At 70.9% G+C, this 16,934-nt stretch carries 21 protein-coding genes, 1 tRNA gene and 2 pseudogenes; 11 read left to right on the top strand and 13 right to left on the bottom strand.

The window, feature by feature from the left end; all coding sequences use genetic code 11:
- Positions 1-10: 10 nt before the first annotated feature.
- From SGCZBJ_RS04895 to SGCZBJ_RS04910, 4 genes are all read left to right on the top strand, one after another.
- Positions 11-1,015: an agmatine deiminase family protein gene (locus tag SGCZBJ_RS04895; RefSeq protein ID WP_101716908.1), complete on the top strand. Its 1,005-nt coding sequence runs from the start codon at positions 11-13 to the stop codon at positions 1,013-1,015.
- A gap of 6 nt (positions 1,016-1,021) precedes the next feature.
- A complete protein-coding gene (gene aguB / locus SGCZBJ_RS04900) occupies positions 1,022-1,903 on the top strand; it encodes an N-carbamoylputrescine amidase (protein ID WP_101716909.1) in 882 nt (293 codons plus the stop codon).
- A 64-nt stretch (positions 1,904-1,967) separates the two neighbouring features.
- Entirely contained in the window at positions 1,968-2,156 is a 189-nt protein-coding gene (locus SGCZBJ_RS04905; protein ID WP_133149191.1) for a hypothetical protein, read from the top strand.
- 131 nt (positions 2,157-2,287) lie between these two features.
- Complete coding sequence (locus tag SGCZBJ_RS04910; RefSeq protein WP_101716911.1) at positions 2,288-2,497, top strand: hypothetical protein; 210 nt, start codon at positions 2,288-2,290, stop codon at positions 2,495-2,497.
- A gap of 79 nt (positions 2,498-2,576) precedes the next feature.
- Here the strand turns inward: SGCZBJ_RS04910 and SGCZBJ_RS04915 are convergent.
- A tRNA-Ala gene (locus SGCZBJ_RS04915) sits at positions 2,577-2,652 on the bottom strand.
- Positions 2,653-2,892: 240 nt separating this feature from the next.
- Between SGCZBJ_RS04915 and SGCZBJ_RS04920 the strand changes: the two genes are divergently transcribed.
- The 3 genes from SGCZBJ_RS04920 (at position 2,893) to SGCZBJ_RS04930 (ending at position 5,438) form a co-directional block, all read left to right on the top strand.
- Positions 2,893-3,207: a YggT family protein gene (locus SGCZBJ_RS04920; RefSeq protein WP_101716912.1), complete on the top strand. Its 315-nt coding sequence runs from the start codon at positions 2,893-2,895 to the stop codon at positions 3,205-3,207.
- Positions 3,208-3,218: 11 nt separating this feature from the next.
- Positions 3,219-3,506, top strand: a complete 288-nt coding sequence (locus SGCZBJ_RS04925) for a DUF167 family protein (RefSeq protein WP_101716913.1) — start codon at positions 3,219-3,221, stop codon at positions 3,504-3,506.
- Positions 3,507-3,677: 171 nt separating this feature from the next.
- Entirely contained in the window at positions 3,678-5,438 is a 1,761-nt protein-coding gene (locus SGCZBJ_RS04930; protein WP_101716914.1) for an ATP-binding protein, read from the top strand.
- On the opposite strand, the gene SGCZBJ_RS04935 is transcribed toward SGCZBJ_RS04930, so the two are convergent.
- From SGCZBJ_RS04935 to SGCZBJ_RS04945, 4 genes and pseudogenes are all read right to left on the bottom strand, one after another.
- Positions 5,435-5,881 (bottom strand): very short patch repair endonuclease, encoded by a 447-nt coding sequence (locus SGCZBJ_RS04935; protein WP_101716915.1) that lies wholly within the window; start codon positions 5,879-5,881, stop codon positions 5,435-5,437. The two genes, SGCZBJ_RS04930 and SGCZBJ_RS04935, sit on opposite strands and share 4 nt — an antisense overlap.
- Positions 5,882-5,956: 75 nt before the next feature.
- Positions 5,957-6,028 (bottom strand): annotated as a pseudogene (locus SGCZBJ_RS26005) (hypothetical protein); the annotation flags it as partial.
- 34 nt (positions 6,029-6,062) lie between these two features.
- Positions 6,063-7,049, bottom strand: coding sequence for a cysteine synthase A (gene cysK / locus SGCZBJ_RS04940; RefSeq protein WP_101716916.1), 987 nt, complete (start codon positions 7,047-7,049; stop codon positions 6,063-6,065).
- Positions 7,050-7,124: 75 nt separating this feature from the next.
- A complete protein-coding gene (locus SGCZBJ_RS04945) occupies positions 7,125-8,252 on the bottom strand; it encodes a DNA cytosine methyltransferase (protein WP_101716917.1) in 1,128 nt (375 codons plus the stop codon).
- 48 nt (positions 8,253-8,300) lie between these two features.
- Here SGCZBJ_RS04945 and SGCZBJ_RS04950 point away from each other — a divergent pair, with 48 nt between their 5' ends.
- On the top strand, positions 8,301-8,768 hold the full coding sequence (locus tag SGCZBJ_RS04950) for a COG3650 family protein (RefSeq protein WP_165799247.1): 468 nt from the start codon (positions 8,301-8,303) through the stop codon (positions 8,766-8,768).
- Between the two features lie 7 nt (positions 8,769-8,775).
- Here SGCZBJ_RS04950 and SGCZBJ_RS26465 read toward each other — a convergent pair.
- The 4 genes and pseudogenes from SGCZBJ_RS26465 to SGCZBJ_RS04960 all read right to left on the bottom strand — a co-directional run.
- A pseudogene (locus tag SGCZBJ_RS26465) lies at positions 8,776-8,873 on the bottom strand (hypothetical protein); the annotation flags it as partial.
- A 10-nt stretch (positions 8,874-8,883) separates the two neighbouring features.
- A complete protein-coding gene (locus tag SGCZBJ_RS25575; protein ID WP_162839360.1) occupies positions 8,884-9,021 on the bottom strand; it encodes a hypothetical protein in 138 nt (45 codons plus the stop codon).
- Between the two features lie 119 nt (positions 9,022-9,140).
- Complete coding sequence (locus SGCZBJ_RS04955; protein ID WP_133149192.1) at positions 9,141-9,449, bottom strand: hypothetical protein; 309 nt, start codon at positions 9,447-9,449, stop codon at positions 9,141-9,143.
- 298 nt (positions 9,450-9,747) lie between these two features.
- Complete coding sequence (locus SGCZBJ_RS04960) at positions 9,748-10,227, bottom strand: cupin domain-containing protein (RefSeq protein WP_101716919.1); 480 nt, start codon at positions 10,225-10,227, stop codon at positions 9,748-9,750.
- A 77-nt stretch (positions 10,228-10,304) separates the two neighbouring features.
- Here SGCZBJ_RS04960 and dapE point away from each other — a divergent pair, with 77 nt between their 5' ends.
- Together dapE and SGCZBJ_RS04970 are read left to right on the top strand one after the other, a co-directional pair.
- Positions 10,305-11,468, top strand: a complete 1,164-nt coding sequence (dapE, locus tag SGCZBJ_RS04965) for a succinyl-diaminopimelate desuccinylase (RefSeq protein WP_101716920.1) — start codon at positions 10,305-10,307, stop codon at positions 11,466-11,468.
- 188 nt (positions 11,469-11,656) lie between these two features.
- Positions 11,657-12,577, top strand: a complete 921-nt coding sequence (locus SGCZBJ_RS04970; protein WP_101716921.1) for a glutaminase — start codon at positions 11,657-11,659, stop codon at positions 12,575-12,577.
- A gap of 421 nt (positions 12,578-12,998) precedes the next feature.
- Here SGCZBJ_RS04970 and truA read toward each other — a convergent pair whose 3' ends face one another.
- The gene (truA, locus tag SGCZBJ_RS04980; protein ID WP_101716923.1) at positions 12,999-13,742 is read right to left on the bottom strand and encodes a tRNA pseudouridine(38-40) synthase TruA; all 744 of its coding nucleotides are present in this window, start codon (positions 13,740-13,742) and stop codon (positions 12,999-13,001) included.
- The gene (fmt, locus tag SGCZBJ_RS04985; protein ID WP_101716924.1) at positions 13,742-14,668 is read right to left on the bottom strand and encodes a methionyl-tRNA formyltransferase; all 927 of its coding nucleotides are present in this window, start codon (positions 14,666-14,668) and stop codon (positions 13,742-13,744) included. Before fmt ends, truA begins: the two co-directional genes overlap by 1 nt.
- A gap of 137 nt (positions 14,669-14,805) precedes the next feature.
- On the opposite strand from fmt, the gene SGCZBJ_RS04990 reads away from it, so the two are divergent.
- Positions 14,806-15,162 (top strand): cell surface protein, encoded by a 357-nt coding sequence (locus SGCZBJ_RS04990; protein WP_101716925.1) that lies wholly within the window; start codon positions 14,806-14,808, stop codon positions 15,160-15,162.
- An 8-nt stretch (positions 15,163-15,170) separates the two neighbouring features.
- Here the strand turns inward: SGCZBJ_RS04990 and SGCZBJ_RS04995 are convergent, their stop codons facing one another.
- Both SGCZBJ_RS04995 and SGCZBJ_RS05000 read right to left on the bottom strand, forming a co-directional pair.
- Positions 15,171-15,620 carry a DUF805 domain-containing protein gene (locus SGCZBJ_RS04995; protein ID WP_101716926.1) on the bottom strand — a complete coding sequence of 150 codons (450 nt, stop codon included), beginning with the start codon at positions 15,618-15,620 and terminating at the stop codon, positions 15,171-15,173.
- A 27-nt stretch (positions 15,621-15,647) separates the two neighbouring features.
- Entirely contained in the window at positions 15,648-16,931 is a 1,284-nt protein-coding gene (locus SGCZBJ_RS05000; RefSeq protein ID WP_101716927.1) for a leucine-rich repeat-containing protein kinase family protein, read from the bottom strand.
- Positions 16,932-16,934: the final 3 nt, after the last annotated feature.

Genomic DNA, 16,934 nt, shown 5'->3' on the forward strand with positions numbered 1-16,934 from the left:
GGTTTCGAAAATGACCCTCACCGTTCCCGCCGAGTGGGCTCCGCACCGCGCCATGTGGCTGGGCTTCCCGAGCCATGGCGAACATTGGAAGGAAGATCTCGAGCAGGCCCAGCAGGAGGTCGCCGACCTCGCCCGGGCGCTGGCCGGTCCTGGCGGCGAGCGCGTGCGCCTGATGGTCGTCGGCGACGAGGCTGAGGCCGCCGCCCGCGCCCTGCTGTCCGACACCAGCGTCGAGATCGTCCGCGGCCAGTTCGGCGACATCTGGCTGCGCGACACCGGCCCGATCTTCACCGAGACCGCCCAGGGCCCGTCGGCCGCCGGCTTCAAGTTCAACGGCTGGGGCGGCAAGTACGAGCTGGAGGGCGACGAGATCGTCGCCGAGCAGATCGCCGCGGCCTCGGGCGTGGCGCTGGTTCGCAACGACTTCGTGCTCGAAGGCGGCTCGCTCGACCACGACGGCCTGGGCACGGTGCTGACCACCCGCCAGTGCGTGCTGAACGACAACCGCAACCCGGGCATGGACGAGGCCGCCATCACCGCCGCCTTCGCCGCCTCGATGGGGATCAAGAAGGTGCTGTGGCTGGGCGATGGTCTGCTCAACGACCACACCGACGGCCACGTCGACAACCTGGCCCGCTTCGTCGCCCCGGGCGTCGTGGCCTGCCCGATGGCCTTCGGCGCGGACGACCCCAACGCCGAGATCTATGCCGAGACCGCCCGCCTGCTGGGCGCCATGACCGACAGCCGCGGCTCGCCGCTTCAGGTCGTGCGCGTGCCTTCGCCGGGCCGCATCCTCGACGAGGACGGCGAGCCGATCCCGGCCTCGCACATGAACTTCCTGATCGCCAACGAGGCCGTGATTGTCCCGATCTACGCCGAGGAGTCGGGCGCCTTCGCCGTCGAGGTGATCAAGGGGCTGTTCCCCGAGCGCCAGGTCATCGGCCTGCCCTCGACCGCGATCCTCACTGGCGGTGGCTCGTTCCACTGCATCAGCCAGCAAGAACCCGGGGAGTAAGTCGACATGACCCGCACGCTCAGCGTCGCCGCCATCCAGACCTCCTACGGCCTCGACCTCGAGGCCAACATCAAGAAGACGGAAGCCTTCATCCGCGAGGCCGCCGCCGGCGGCGCGCAGGTGATCCTGCCGTCCGAGCTGTTCCAGGGGCCGTATTTCTGCGTCACCCAGGAAGAGCGGTGGTTTGCGCAAGCGCATCCGTGGCGCGAGCACCCGGTGGTCAAGGCCATCGCCCCCCTGGCCGGCGAGCTGGGCGTGGTCATCCCGATCTCGATCTTCGAGCGCGAGGGCCCGCACTACTTCAACAGCCTGGTGATGGCCGACGCCGACGGCTCGATGCTGGGCCTCTACCGCAAGAGCCACATCCCCGACGGCCCCGGCTACCAGGAGAAGTACTACTTCCGTCCGGGCGACACCGGCTTCAAGGTCTGGGACACGCGTTTCGGCCGCATCGGCGTCGGCATCTGCTGGGACCAGTGGTACCCCGAAGCCGCCCGCGCCATGGCCCTGATGGGCGCCGAGGCCCTGTTCTACCCCACCGCCATCGGCAGCGAGCCGCATGACCCGACCCTGATCACCACCAAGCCGTGGCAGCGGGCGATGCAGGGCCACGCGGTCAGCAACGTGATCCCGGTGATCGGCGCCAACCGCATCGGTTTCGAGCCGTGGGAGAACTATCCCACCGGCGGCCAGACCTTCTACGGCTCGTCCTTCGTCGCCGACCATCGTGGCGACCTGGTCAGCGAACTGGGAACCAGCGACGAAGGCCTCGTCACCGGGACCTTCGACCTCGACTACCTGACGACGCACCGCGCCGCCTGGGGCTTCTTCCGCGACCGCCGTCCGGACCTCTACACCAGCCTGTCGAGCCCGCGCCCGACGGCGTGAGGGCGGCGACGGAGCGGGAAGGGCCTCTTCCCGCTCCACTGGCCCGATGATCGCCCCACCAGACATGCTGAGCATCCGCTTCACGCCCACCGAGGCCTCGGTCGGCGCCGGCATGCTGGCCGCCCAGAACTTCGTGCTGCTGGCGATCTTCATGGCGGTGACGTTCGCAGGCGGCATGTCCCTTATGCAGGCCGGGACGCTCGACTGGGGGCGCCCGAGGCCGTCCGCGCCTAGGCTGTGTCGCATCTGGTGATGGGCGTGGTCTTCGGCGGGCTGGGATTGCTGGGCTTTCGCTACCTGCTGGTCCCGATGCTGGCGCGGACCATGTTCCGCCAGAACCCCGGTTTCTAAGGCCCGACCGTCTTCGAGCTTGACCAGGACGGCTTGGTTCTGGTCGCGCCGAAGTCCACGACGCGCCTGAGATGGGCCGAGGTCCGCGGCTACAAGGCCGTCCATGGGGCGCTGGCGATCTCGATCAGCAAGACGGCCTGGTTCGCCGTGCCTCTCGACCAGCTCGCCGCCCCCGAACAGACCGCCCTGCGCGCCCGCCTGGCGGCCCACCTGCCCGACCCGGCCGGCCGCCGTAGAGCTTGAGCCGAGCAAACTCGCCGCCCGTCCGGGGCGGCCGCCAAAGTCATTGATTGTCTTGGAGCAATCCAATCCGCGAAGGGATTGGTGGAGCCGAGGGGAATCGAACCCCTGACCTCCTCATTGCGAACGAGGCGCTCTACCATCTGAGCTACGGCCCCAAGGAAGCGCGGAGATACGGTGGCCTGGGGCGTCCGTCAAGCGGCAGTTGCGGGCCCTGGCGAAAACAGCGCGGCCTTGCCAGGGCGGGCGGGGGCGGGCAAGAAGCGGGGAGCTGGAGCCCGCCTGGTCCCGACGGTTCGTCGAAACCGGACCGGCGGCTTCAAATCCGACATCCGGAGCATGGCGGGCGGCGCAAAGCGCCCATACATTCGACTGCCACGCTCTAGCCTGGAACCCACATGGCCCCGTTGATCAACTTCGTCTTCTTCATCCTCGGCTCGCTTCTGGAGCTGCTCAAGTGGGCGGTGATCATCAGCGCCATCATCAGCTGGCTGGTGGCCTTCGACGTCATCAACCTGCGCAACCAGGCGGTCTATTCGATCAGCCGCTTCCTCGACGCGGTGACCCGTCCGCTGCTGGCCCCGCTGCGCCGGGTGATCCCGCCGCTGGGCGGCGTCGACATCACCCCGATCGTGCTGATCCTGATCATCGTCGGCGTGCAGAGCTTCCTGCTCGATCCGCTGCACCGGACGATGCTGAACATCCTCGGCTGAGCCTCGCCCGCATGCCCTGCGCCGTCCTGGCCGTGCGCCTGACCCCGCGCGGCGGGCGCGACGCCGTCGACGGCTGGGCGGCCGACGCCGACGGCCGGCCCTATCTGAAGGTGCGGGTCAGCGCCCCGCCGGTCGAGGGCGAGGCCAACGCCGCCCTCGTCGCCCTGATGGCCAAGCGCCTTGGCCTGTCGCGCTCGGCCGTGCGCGTGGCCGCGGGAGCGACGGCCCGCCTCAAGCGGCTGGAGATCGAGGGCCTGTCGCCCGAGGACCTCGACCGCCTGCTCGGCGCCCCCGCCTGATCGTTTCCCCGGCGGGGTGCGACCAATCGCCCGGCAGCCCCTTACCGCCCTCGCCAAGCCCCGATCCGGCGTGCCATTGAGAGAATGGCGTTCTTTCACGCCCTTTTAGCGTCTGCCGCCCATAGTGCGGGTGGGAAATTCCAGGGTTTCGAGGCCAGCGGGGGCTGCGCTATGCGCGGAAGGGCCATCAACGCGAAGGATCGCCAGGTCGCGATCGTCCACGCCGCCGCGGCGCGGCGGGGCAATGTCTATCTGCGCCTGGTCGCCACCTTCTCGATCGCCGCCATCCTGCATGTCTTCATCGGCATGAAGTGGGTCTGGGCCTGGGCGGCGGTCTATACCGCGGCCCAGGTCTTCGAGCTGTGGCTGTTCCGCAAGCTGAAGGCCGCGCCCGAGCGGTTCCTGACCGGCTGGCGGGCCTGGTCGCTGGCGATCATGCCGGCCGTCACCTCGATCATCTTCGGGGCCCTTGCCCTGCCGCTGTTCGCCTCGCACCAGCGCTTCGCCCCCACCCTGGGCGGCATGCTGCTGGCGGGGGCGCTGCTCAACGTCATCGTCGTCAATGTCAGCCTGCGGTCGGCGACCCTGGCGGCGGCGATCCCTCACGTCGTCTACCTGCTGATCGCGCCGTTCATCGGCCGGGCGGCCAATCCCGAGGCCCCGCTGGCCAACGCCCTGTGGTTCGGGGTGCTGCTGCTGATCTTCTCGGTGGCCGTGGCCGCCCGCACCCTGGAGGCTGCCCTGAGGGCCGAGGAGGCCGCCAAGGCCGAGGCCGAGCGTCGGCGCCACGAGGCCGAGGAGGCCGTGGCCGCCAAGAGCGCCTTCGTGGCCATGATCAGCCACGAGCTGCGCACCCCGATCAGCGCCATCCTGGCCGGCGCGGCCCGGTTGCACAGCGAGGTCCCCGAGGCCAGCGCCAAGACCCACGCCCAGCTGATCGCCGACGCCGGCGGCATGATGCGCACCCTGCTCAACGACCTGCTGGACTTCTCGCGGCTGGAGGCCGGCCGCATGGCGGTCGAGCGCGCGCCCTACGACCTGCGCCAGGCCCTGGCCGACACCCTGCGCCTGTGGCGGCCCGAGGTGCAGAAGAAGGGCCTGCGCCTGCGCATCGAGGGGGCCGCTGGCCTGCCGCGCTGGGTGGCCGGCGACGCCCTGCGCCTGCGCCAGGTGCTCAACAACCTTTTGTCCAACGCCATCAAGTTCACCGAGCGCGGCGAGATCGTCGTCTCGCTGGCCGCCCATCGCCAGGGCGAGGGCTGGACGCTGGAGATCGTCATCGCCGACACCGGCCGGGGCATCGAGCCCGAGGCCCTGCCGCGCCTGTTCACGCCCTTCGACCAGCTGACCGCCGAGGTCGTGCGCCGGCACGGCGGTTCGGGCCTCGGCCTGGTGATCAGTCGCGAGCTCGCCCGGCTGATGGGCGGCGACATCACCGTGGCCAGCGAGGGCTTGGGCAAGGGCGCGACCCTGCGCCTGACCGTGCGGGTCGACGAGGCCCAGGCCCCGCCGGCCCAGGCCAGCGCCGCCTCGATCGCCGGAGCGCGGGTGCTGGTGGTCGACGACCACGTGGTCAACCGCCGGGCCGTCGAGCTGGTCTTGCAGACCTTCGGCGTCGCGCCGGTGCTGGCCGAGTCCGGCGAGCGGGCCCTGGAGCTGCTCGCCGCCGGCGGCTTCGACGTGGTGTTGATGGACGTCTACATGCCGGGCCTGGGCGGTCGTGAGACCACCCGCGTCCTGCGCGGCGAGCCTGGCCCCAATCGCGAGGTCCCGGTGATCGCGGTGACCGCCTCCTCGACCTCCAAGGACTGGGACGCCTGCCGCGCCGCCGGCATGGACGCCCACGTCGCCAAGCCCATCGATCCAGCCCAGCTGCACGCGGCCCTGGTCGAGCTGCTGTCGGGCCCGCCTGCGCGCACGGCGGCGGCCTAGAGGTCCTCTCCCGTCCCTGAAAAACCTCTCCCGTGTGAGAGGTTTTCCTTGAGCCGCTCCACCAGCGCCGCCTCGTCCTTCATCTGGCATTCCCAGATCGTCTCGACCCGCCAGCCGGCCTGGGTCAGCGCCGCTCCGTTGCGCGCGTCGCGGGCCTTGTTGCGGGCCACCTTGGCCAGCCAGTAGTCGCGGTTGGCCTTGGGCACGCGCGATCCGCGCGCGCAGTCGTGGCCGTGCCAGAAGCAGCCGTGGACGAAGAACACCAGCCTTCGCCCCGGCATCACCAGGTCGGGCGAGCCGGGCAGGTCCTTGCGGTGCAGGCGGTAGCGCGCGCCCAGGCCGGTGAGCAGTCGCCGCAGGGTCTTTTCCGGCGTGGTGCCGGTGCTCTTGACCCTGGCCATCACGGCCGAGCGCTTGGCGGGGTCGAAGACGTCGGTGGTCATGGCGCGGGCGCGGGGGAGAGGCGAGACAGCGCCTCGCCCACATCCTTCGTCATCCCGGAAAGCGCGAAGCGCTTATCCGGGACCCAGGGGCCGGCGCGGTGCGGTCGCCCCTGGGTCCCGGCTCTCCGCTGCGCTCCGGCCGGGATGACGGCCCTGGGGAGCGGAGGCGGAGGCAAGCGCCTTACAGCCCCTCGAACAGGGCCGTCGACAGGTAGCGTTCGGCGAAGCTGGGGATGATCGCCACGATCAGCTTGCCGGCGTATTCGTCGCGCAGGGCCAGGTCGAAGGCGGCGGTCAGGGCCGCGCCCGAGCTGATGCCCACCGGCAGGCCTTCGGTGGACGCCGCGCGGCGGGCCATGGCGAAGGCGTCGTCGTTGCTGACCTGGACGATGTCGTCGATGACGCCGCGATCCAGGATGCCGGGCACGAAGCCCGCGCCGATGCCCTGGATCTTGTGCGGACCCGGCTGGCCGCCCGACAGCACGGCGCTGGCTTCAGGCTCGACGGCCACCATCTTCAGGCCCGGCTTGCGAGCCTTCAGCACCTGGCCGACGCCGCTGATCGTGCCGCCGGTGCCCACGCCCGAGACCACGGCGTCAACGGCGCCGGCGGTGTCGTTCCAGATCTCTTCGGCGGTCGAGACGCGGTGGATCAAGGGGTTCGCGGTATTCTCGAACTGCTGGGGCATCACCGCGCCGGGAGTGGCGTCGACGATTTCCTGGGCGCGGGCCACCGCGCCGCGCATGCCCTTCTCGGCCGGGGTCAGCTCCAGCTTGGCGCCGAGCAGCAGCAGCATCTTGCGGCGCTCGATCGACATGCTCTCCGGCATGACCAGGGTCAGCTTGTAGCCCTTGGCGGCGGCCACGAAGGCCAGGGCGATGCCGGTGTTGCCGCTGGTCGGCTCGACGATCGAACCGCCCGGCTTCAGCAGGCCCTTGGCCTCGAGATACTCGATCATGGCCACGCCGATGCGGTCCTTGACCGAGGCCAGCGGGTTGAAGAACTCAAGCTTGGCCACGACCTCGCCCTTGGGCTTCAGCTCGGCCGACAGGCGCGGCAGGCGGATCAGCGGGGTGTCGCCGACGGTGTCGATGATGGAGTCGTAGATCTTGCCCCGGCCGGCGCGCTTGAAGCGCGCGGCGTCGTACAGGCTGGAAGCGTCGTCCATGGTGATCTCTCGGGGATGAAAAGCAGGCCCTAGGTGATCTCCACCTTAAGCCGTGGGAATTGGGCTGTCAGCGACCTATTCGGCCGCCAGGGCCGCAGTTTTCCTGGCAGCGAGCGGAGTCAACAGATGCTCCGCCAGCCAGCGCACGGCCGGGGCGGCCACGCCGTCGCCGATCACGTGCAGGCCCGCCGTGGCGCTTTTCGGCAGGGCGTAGCTGTCGGGCAGGCCCATCAGCCGGGCGCCTTCGCGCGGGCTGACCAGGCGCGAGCGCACGGTCCCCTTGTCGATCACCAGCAGCGTCTGGCGCGAGGAGCCGCCGCGCGGGGTGCGCAGGCAGCCCGCAATACCGTCGAAGCGCACCTCGGCCCGTTGTTCGCCGCCGCGCATGCGCCGGAAGACGCCGCCGACGGCGCGCTCCCCCGAAGCGATCCGGGCGTCCACCGAGGCGCGGTGGGCCGGGGCCATCAGCTCCAGCAAGGCGGCCGTGGCCTCGTCGCTGCGCCATTCGACGGCGTCGTCGGGCTCCAGCACGGTCGACAGGTCGGTGTTGCGGGCGGGCGGGGCGGGCAGGGCCCACCACAGCCAGCGATCCTTCAGGGCCTGGGGCAGCCGGGCGGCGGCCTCGCGCACGGCGCGGCTGTGGAACGGTCCCTGGCCGGTCAGGCCGCTGGTTTCGGCCCGGGTGGCGACCACGAAGACGCGCGGCCGCGACTGCGGGGTGAAATGGGCCGCGTCGATCTCCAGCGCGCCGAAGCGATAGCCCTGGTCGGCCAGGGCCTGGCACAGGGCCGTGAAGTCCTCGCCGCGGTGCGAGGTCAGGAGGCCCACCACGTTCTCGATGACGATGGTGGTCGGGGCGCGGCCCTCGTCCTCCAGCGCCTCGATCAGCCGCCAGAAGCCGAAGAAGGCCGACGAGCGCCCGCCGTGCAGGCCCGCCCGGGCGCCGGCCAGGCTGAAGTCCTGGCAGGGGCTGGAGGCCCAGGCCAGGTCCGCTCGCCCCGGCAGGTCGGCCGCCTCCAGCTTGAAGACGTCGCCGGTGTGGAAGTGATCGTCGGCGCCTTCGAAGTTGGCGCGGTAGGTCTGCGCCTTCACCGGGTCGAAATCGTTGGCGAAGGCGCAATTCCAGCCTTCGCCGAGGCCTATGCGGGCCATGCCGCCGCCAGCGAAGAATTCATAGAAGACGGGGCGGGCGTTGTGATTCATCGTACCTGGCAGATTAGCTTGAGCCGCCGCTTCGAGGATAGCGCCCGCATGATCCGATCCACCGCCGTCGTCGTCGCCTGCGTGCTGCTGGCCGGATGCGGCGATGGTCCGCTGGGCGCCGCCGAGGGCGCAGCTTCCGCCCCCGCCGACGCGCCGGCCGACGTCGCGACCGGCCCCGACTACGCCGGCGACTTCGACCTGGTGGGAACCGAGCCCTTCTGGGCCGGCAAGGTGCGCGAGGGGGCGATCACCCTGGACCGCATGGAGGGCGGCGCGGTCAGCCTGTCCAATCCCGGCGTGCGCATCGACGGCGAGCAGGGGGTCTGGGACGCCGAACAGCCCGGCGAGGCGGGCGCAGAGGGCCATCGCCTGGTCTTCCGCCTGACGCCGCAACCGTGCTCGGACGGCATGTCCGACCGCGTGTTCAGCCACGCGGCCGAAGTCTGGCTGGACGGAACGAGCTTCAAGGGCTGCGCGGCGCGGACGGAGGATCTGGCCCGGCAGGGGCGGCCTTAGGAGGAGCGAAATCCTCGTCCTTCGACAGGCTCAGGATGAGGATTTCGACTGCGCGGCCTATGGTTTGGTCCTCACCCTGAGCTTGTCGAAGGGCGGGGACCACGCAGGGCGGCGTTCAGCCGCCCTTGATGTCGATGGTCTCGATCTGCGACTGGGTCGCCTCGGCCTTGTGGGAGCGGCCCGGGATGGGCAGCAGCAGGCCGACGGCGATGGCCGCGACGATGGCGAGAGCGATGAGGGCCTTGGCCGCCATGGCGTGTTTCTGGTCCGTTTCGGGGCTGTAAATTCAGCGCCCGTGCCCGACATATGGTTCCGCCTGCGGAGCTTGCAAGGGCGCCGGTGAACGGCGGTATCGCGACGAGGCGTCCGTGCTCACAGCCTCCCGCGCGCCCCGCCCTTCAGGGCGTCGATCTTGCGTTCAGGCCGGGGCGACGCGGTTTCCGCCTCCAGCGTCGGGAGCGGCCAGCCGCCCGCCGGCCTTGCCGCGCGCTCGGGCGGCAGGGCCTGGACGATCTTGCGCACCGTGCCGGCCATCTGGCCCAAGAGCCGCACCTTCTCGGACGCCTTGCGGAACGCCTCGCGGTCGAGGCCCTCCTCCATCGCGGCCCAGAGCTCATCCATCGCCGCCATCAGCCGCTGCTGGATCTTCGCGCACCAGGCGCGGGAGGTTTCGCTGGTCATGCACAACAGCATGAGGCCGGTTTGACGGTGTCGGATAAGAAAGGTGTGTTTTCGTGTAGGGTGTTGAATTCGTTGGTGTCGGAGCATGAATGCGCGGGGATAGACGCCGCCCGTCCCCCCACCTCCCGTCATTCCCGCCCTTGTGGCGGGAACCTCTGGTTCCGCTCGCACGTGAGACGCCAGCGGATCGCTGGCGATCCGCCCCATCCGCCCTTGCGGTTGAGAGCGGGGTTCCCGCCACAAGGGCGAGAATGACGGGCGAAAAGGAAGGGGGGGGGGCTGTGGATAACTTCGCCCCCTACCGCTTGCGCCCGCTGTCCGCCACGTACGGCGTCCCGTCCCGGTGGCGATAGGTCTCCTCGCCCGGGTGGATGACGAGGTCCAGGTCCGGATAGTCGCAGCCGTCCTCGTCGGGCCGGCGCGAGCCCATCTCCAGCAGCACGGCCGGCGCGTTCGAGCGGTTCTGGATCTGGTGGCCGTTGGGCACGCCGGCCTTGAAGCCCGCGCAGTCGCCGGCCCGAAGGATCGTCTCGCCCCCATCCTCGACCAGTATCACTTCGCCCTCGACCACCCAGACGAACTCGTCTTCCGCCGTGTGCCAGTGGCGCTGGCTGGACCAGGTTCCCGGCTCAAGCCGCATCAGGTTGACCCCGAACTGGGTCAGGCCGACCGCGTCGCCCAGCTTCCAGCGCTTGCGCGCCCGGCAAGGCAGGTCGAAGGGCGCGGGATAGGCCGTGCCGTGACGGGTGGGCGCCTGGTCGATGTCGATCTTTGGCATGGTCGGCCCTAAGACTTTTCGGAGGAAGGTTTATGCGCGGTTTGCGTCCCGCCGATGGGAAGCCTAAAGCCTGCAACATGACCAGCCCCGCGCCCGTTTCCGTCAGCATCGACCCCGTCGAGCTCGCCCAGGCCCTGATCCGCCGCCCGTCCGTCACCCCCGCCGACGAGGGCGCGATGGACGTGTTGCAACGACAGCTGGAAGGCTTGGGCTTCACCTGCCGGCGCATGAAGTTCGGCGAGATCGAGAACCTCTACGCCAGGCGCGGGACCGCGCGGCCCAACCTCTGCTTCGCCGGCCACACCGACGTGGTGCCGGTGGGCGACGACGCGGCCTGGACCGCCGGGCCGTTTGAGGCGGAGATCAAGGACGGCGTGCTCTACGGCCGTGGCGCGGTCGACATGAAGTCGGCCATCGCCGCCTTCGTCTCGGCCGTGGCCCATACCGAGGAAGTCCCCGGCTCGATCAGCTTCCTGATCACCGGCGACGAGGAGGGCGTGGCCGAGGACGGCACGGTCAAGGTCGTCGAGGCCCTGGCCGCCGAGGGCGAGATCATCGACCACTGCATCGTCGGCGAGCCGACCAGCGCCAGCCTGCTGGGCGACATGGTCAAGATCGGCCGGCGCGGCAGCATCAACGCCTGGATCGCCGTCGACGGCCGCCAGGGCCACGTGGCCTATCCGCACCGCGCCGCCAACCCGATCCCGGTGATGGTCGACATCCTTTCGCGCCTGCAGGCCCGCGTGCTCGACGACGGCTACACCGGCTTCCAGCCGTCGAACCTGGAGGTGACCACGGTCGACGTCGGCAACCCGGCCACCAACGTGATCCCCGCCAGCGCCAAGGCGCGCATCAACATCCGCTTCAACCCGGCCCACAAGGGCAAGGATCTGGCCGCCTGGATCGAGCACGAGTGCCGCGAGGCCGCCGAGGGCTTCTCGGGCCGTGTCGAGGCCCTGTGCAAGATCAGCGGCGAGGCCTTCCTGACCGAGCCTGGCCCCTTCACCGACGTCATCGTCGGCGCCGTGGGCGACGCCACCGGTCGCGTGCCCGAGCTGTCGACCACCGGCGGCACCAGTGACGCGCGCTTCATCCGCGCCCTCTGCCCGGTGGTCGAGTTCGGCCTGGTGGGCTCGACCATGCACCAGGTCGACGAACGCGTGCCGGTGGAAGAGGTCCGCCAGCTGGCCGGCGCCTACACCGCCCTGATCCGGCGCTATTTCGAGGCGTTTTCGGGGTAACCCCATCCAGCACCCCAAAGGGTCGTCATCCCGGAAAGCCCGCAGGGCTTATCCGGGACCCAGGGGGACTGGGCGCAGCGCCTGGGTCTGCTATCGAAGGCGGCCGCCGCATCGTCGCTAGCCCCTGGCTCCCGGCTCTACGCTACGCTTCGGCCGGGATGACGAACTGAGGGGAGGACGTCGACGCCATGAACGAGCTCTCCATCGACGAAGTCCTCGCCGAGGTCGCCGTGCTGGTGAAGCCGCACTTCGGCAAGGGCCGCGTGCCCGACTACATTCCCCAGCTCGCCACCGTGCCGGGCGCGAAGTTCGGCATGGCCGTGCGCACGGTCGACGGCGGCGAGCACGTGATCGGCGACGCCGACGAGGGCTTCTCGGTCCAGAGCATCACCAAGGTGCTGAGCCTTGGCCTGGCGCTCAACCGCATCGGCGACGAGGTCTGGACCCGCGTGGGCAAGGAGCCCTCGGGCACGCCGTTCAACCACCTGTCGCTGCTGGAGGCCGAGGGCGGCTTCCCGCGCAACCCGTTCATCAACGCCGGCGCCCTGGCGGTGACCGACATCCTGCTGGACAAGGTGCGCGATCCCGCCGCCCTGGTCAGCGGCTTCGCAGGCTTTCTCGCCGACGGCCCGGTGGCGATCGACGAGGCGGTGGCCGCCTCCGAGCTCGACAACGCCTGGCAGAACCGCGCCATCGCCAACCTGATGCGCGGCAAGGGCACGGTGCGCCACGATCCCGAGGCCGTGGTCGCCGCCTATTGCCGCCAATGCGCCCTGTCCATGAGCTGCCGCCAGCTGGCGCGGGCCTTCCTGCCGCTGGCGGCCGGCGGCTTCTCGCCGGTGGTCGAGGAGACCATCTTCCCCGAGCGCCTGACCCGGCGCCTCAACGCCCTGCTGCTGACCTGCGGCATCTACGACAGCGTCGGCAGCTTCGCCTACCGTGTCGGCCTGCCGGCCAAGAGCGGCGTCGGCGGCGGGATCGTCGCGGTGGTTCCCGGCAAGGCCACGGTCGCCGTCTGGTCCCCCGAACTCGACCGCTTCGGCACCTCGGTGGTCGGCGCCAGCGCGCTGGAGGCGTTCAGCCAGCTGACCAACTGCTCGGTGCTGTAGGGCGGGGAAGGCCCCCTCCGGCCCTCCGGGCCACCTCCCCCAGAGGGGGAGGATCTATCGCGGCGCAGATGCTCCCCCTCTGGGGGAGCTGTCGCGGAGCGACTGAGGGGGTTTTCGGCCTTTGACCCAGATCAAGGCGGCCCTCTGCGCACCGACGCAACCTCCATGCGTTCCCCGATGGAGCCCGCCATGCCGATCGCCCAGCTCGCCTATCTCGGTTTTGTCCTCGCCGCCTTCGGCGTGTTCATGCTGGCGCTGGGGTCGGTCTGGATCGCCGAGCGGCTGTCGGACGACTGACGCTATCGCGAGCCCCGGTCCCCTCCACCCCGGGGCTTTCGTCCGGAGGCCGATGTCGGTCGGTCTTCGGTTCCTCGCGGCCTTCGCCGGATGTCGAGCCGGCGAGGGCCGCGGGCCCTTGCCTTCAGTCCTCGTAGCCCACGCCCACCAGGTATAGCCCGTCGGCCGGAGCCACCGGCCCGCAGGCGCGGCGGTCCCTGGCCTCCAGGGCCTTCCGGACGTCGCCGACGGCCCAGCGGCCCGCGCCCACCTCGACCAGCGTGCCGGTCATCGACCGCACCTGGCGATGGAGGAACGAGCGCGCCTCGAAGTCGAGGTGGATCTCCTCGCCCACCGGCCGCACGCGGGCCACGTCGAGGGTCTTCATCGGGCTCTGGGCCTGGCAGTGCATGTCGCGGAAGGTGGTGAAGTCGTGCAGGCCGACGAGGGCCTGGGCCGCCGCATGCATGGCCTCGTGGTCGAGGTCCTTCTTCATGTGCCAGACCTTGCCCTTGTCGAGGGCAGGCGGGGCGCGGCGGTTGAGGATCCGGTAGAGGTAGCGCCGCTCGTTGGCCGAGAACCGCGCGTGCCAGCCCTCGGGCGCCATCTGCGCGTCCAGGATCGACACCGCCTCGCGGGTCAGGTGGGCGTTCAGGGCGTTCATCACCGTCTGGGCCGGCCAGTCGCGCTCGAGGTCGACATGCACCACCTGGCCCGTGGCATGCACGCCGGTGTCGGTGCGGCCGGCCGCGGCGATGCGCAGTTCCTGGCCGGAGAAGGCCTTCACCGCCGCCTCGATCGCCCCCTGCACGCTGGGCAGGGTCGCCTGGGCCTGGAAGCCCGAATAGGGACGGCCGTCATACTCGACGAGGAGGCGGTAGCGGGGCATCAGGCCAGGACCGTCCCGGCCGCCAGCGGGAAGCCGCGCACGAAGACCTCGGCCTCCTGCACGCCCTTGCCCTCGCGCTGGGCCTTCAGCAGGCGGACGGCGCCTTCACCGCAGGCGACCAGCAGGGCGTCGTCGAGCACCGCGCCCGGCGCGCCTTCCGCGTCCTCCACCTTCGACAGCAGGGCCTTCACCCGCACCGGAACCTTGTCGGACGGAGCCTCGAACCAGGCGCCGGGGAAGGGCGACAGGCCGCGGATATGACGGTCGACCTCGGCGGCGGGGCGGCTCCAGTCGATGCGGGCCTCGGCCGGCTTGATCTTCTTGGCGTAGGTGACGCCGTCCTCGCTCTGCGGGGTCTCGACCGCGCCGCCGCGCTCGATGGCGGCCAGGGCCACGGGCAGCAGGCGGGCGCCGACGGCCGCCAGGCGGTCGTGCAGGCTGGCCACCGTGTCCAGCGCGTCGATGCGCACGCTCTCCGACAGCAGCACCGGGCCCTCGTCGAGGCCTTCGCTCATCCGCATCACCTGGACGCCCGTCACGGGATCCCCGGCCATGATCGCCCGCTGGATCGGGGCCGCGCCCCGCCAGCGGGGCAGCAGGCTGGCATGCAGGTTGAAGCAGCCCAGCCTGGGCGCCTCCAGCACGTCCTTCACGAGGATCTGGCCGAAGGCGACGACGACCGCGGCGTCGAGATCCAGCGCCTGGAAGGCCTCGATCTCCTCAGGGGTCTTCATCGAGACCGGCGTGCGCACCGGCAGCCCCAGGCCGTCGGCGAAGGCGTGGACCGGCGAGGGCTTCAGCTCCTGGCCGCGACCGCGCGGGGCGGGCGGCTGGGAATATACGGCGACTATCTCGTGGCCGCTGGCGACCAGCTCGGCCAGGCAGGCGACGGCGAAATCGGGAGTTCCGAGGAAGGCGATGCGCATGGCGGGGGTTTAGCGGTCGGAAGGCCCGGGGGAAAGCCGTGCGGGCGCCAGAGTCGGAACCTCGACCTTGGCCGCGCCGTTCTCTGCTCGACCTGTACCAACCAAGATCGTCGCCAAGATCGTCGGAGGAACACCAGATGCGCACCCTCGCCCTGATCGCCGTCTCGGCCCTGGCCCTGTCGGCCGCCGCCTGCTCGGACCAGCACGCCCAGCAGATCAAGGAAGGCGCCAGCGCCGCCGGCCAGGACATCAAGGACGCCGCCAACGAGATCAAGAACGATCCGGACGTCAAGGAAGCCGGCACGGCGCTGAAGGAAAGCAGCAAGGAGACCGCCGCCGAGCTGAAGGCCGCCGCGGGCGACGCCGTCGACGCGGCCAAGGTGGCCGGCGCCAAGGCCGGCGACGCCGCCCAGGAAGCCGGCAAGGACATCACCCGCGAGAGCAAGGAAGCCGGCTCGGCCGCCAAGAAGGAAGTCCACGAGGCCACCCGCTAGGGGTGGCCTTAGCGCCGCGCGGGTTCGGCGCCGTAGCGGTTGTCGCCCCGCGTGCCGCGCAGGAAGCCCAGCTCCACCCACGCCCAGATCGACAGGGCCAGGGCCGCCAGGGCCAGCAGCGGCGCGGCCAGGATCAGCACGGAGTCGCCCGCGTAGAGCCCGCTGGCCAGGCCGCTGAGCACATAGGGGCCGACGGCGAAGACCGCCATCCACCAGGCCGTCTTGCCCCGGTCGTGCAGGCGGCGCACCGCCACGCAGACGCCGGCCGCCAGCACCGGCAGGAACAGCAGGCATGGAACCGCGCCCAGCCAGCCGCCGGCCTGGGTGGCCAGCACCGTCAGGGTCAGCACCAGGGCGGTGGCCAGGGCCAGCCCGACCTGGGCGCGCCAGTAGTCCAGCCGCGAGGCGCGGCCGGAGATGGCGAAGACCGGCTTCAGCTTGTCGACAAGGCCCCTCATCGGGACACTAGAGCCTTTCCGGCGTGATCAGGAAAGGGCGGACAGGACCGCGGCCATCGACGGGCGCGCCGCGCCGTCGGGCTGGACGCAGGCCGCCTCCAGCGCGCGCAGGGCGGCTGGAACTTCGCCGTCGACCACGCGGTCCAGCAGCTCGCCCAGCAGCAGGCCGAAGGCCCGCACGTCCAGCGGCGTCCAGCGGCCCTCCTCGCCGGCCGGCAGGAACGCCGCCGCGCCGAAGTCGCTGAGCACGGCCGCGCCCATGTCGCCATCCCACAGCACGTTGTGGGCGTAGAGGTCGCCATGCTGCAAACCTCGGCCGTGCAGGTGGGCCGCGCCGGCGGCCACGTCGCGGGCGATGCGGCGGGCTGTGTCGAGCGGGAAGGCCTGGTCGGGAGTATAGACGTCGCGGCTGCAGCTCTGCGCGCTGGGCGGACCGGCCATGACGCGCCAGCTTTCCGGCAGCAGCGGCATCAGCAGGCCATCGGCGCCGTCGGGATGCCCCTCGATCCGGCCCAGGGCGCCCGTCAGGTTCGGATGCTCGCCGGCGGCGAGGCACGCGGCCATCTCGCGCTCGGGCAGGCCGTCGCTGGTCATGGTCCCGCGAAACAGCTTCAAGGCGGCCGGGCGATCGTTCCAGGCGGTCTCGAAGACGTCGCCCGAGGCGCCGCGCCCCAGCGGGCGGCCCAGCGACAGCGTGTTCCAGGCGACAGGCGGGGCGGCGGCTCCCGTCGCGGTGTCGAACGGATTGCCGGCCCAGGCCAGCCAGGCCAGCGCCGGCAGCTGCGCCAGCCAGCCGGGCAGGGCTTCGAAGCGGTTGGCGGCGATGCGCAGCAGTTCCAGGCTCGACGCCTGGCCCAGGCTTTCGGGCAGGGCCGACAGGCGGTTGCCGGCCAGCATCACCTTCTGCAACCGCGGGCGTTCGCCCAGCGCATCCGGCAGCGTCTCGATGCGGTTGTCGGTCAGGGTCAGCCAGCGCAGGGCCGGCGACAGGGCTTCGCCGGGGATCGTCTCGATCCCGCAGCCGCGAAAGCCGACCTGGCCCAGGGCCGGCAGGTCGCCCAGGACCTCCGGCAGCGCGCGGAACGGCGCGCCGGACGCGAACACCACCTTCAGGCGGGTCAGGCGGGAAAAGTCGTGGGGCAGGGCGCGGATGCCGGTGGCGCCGATATCCAGCACCTCCAGCGTGTCGGCCAGGGCGAAGACCTCCGGCGGGACCTCGGCGAGGTCGGCGCCGGAAAGGTCCAGCCGCGTCGCGCCGGCCAGGTCGCCGGCGCGCAGGGCGGCCAGGGTTTCAGTCTTGGCCGCCCCCATTGC

Source organism: Caulobacter zeae, from assembly GCF_002858925.1.
Classification (GTDB): domain Bacteria; phylum Pseudomonadota; class Alphaproteobacteria; order Caulobacterales; family Caulobacteraceae; genus Caulobacter; species Caulobacter zeae.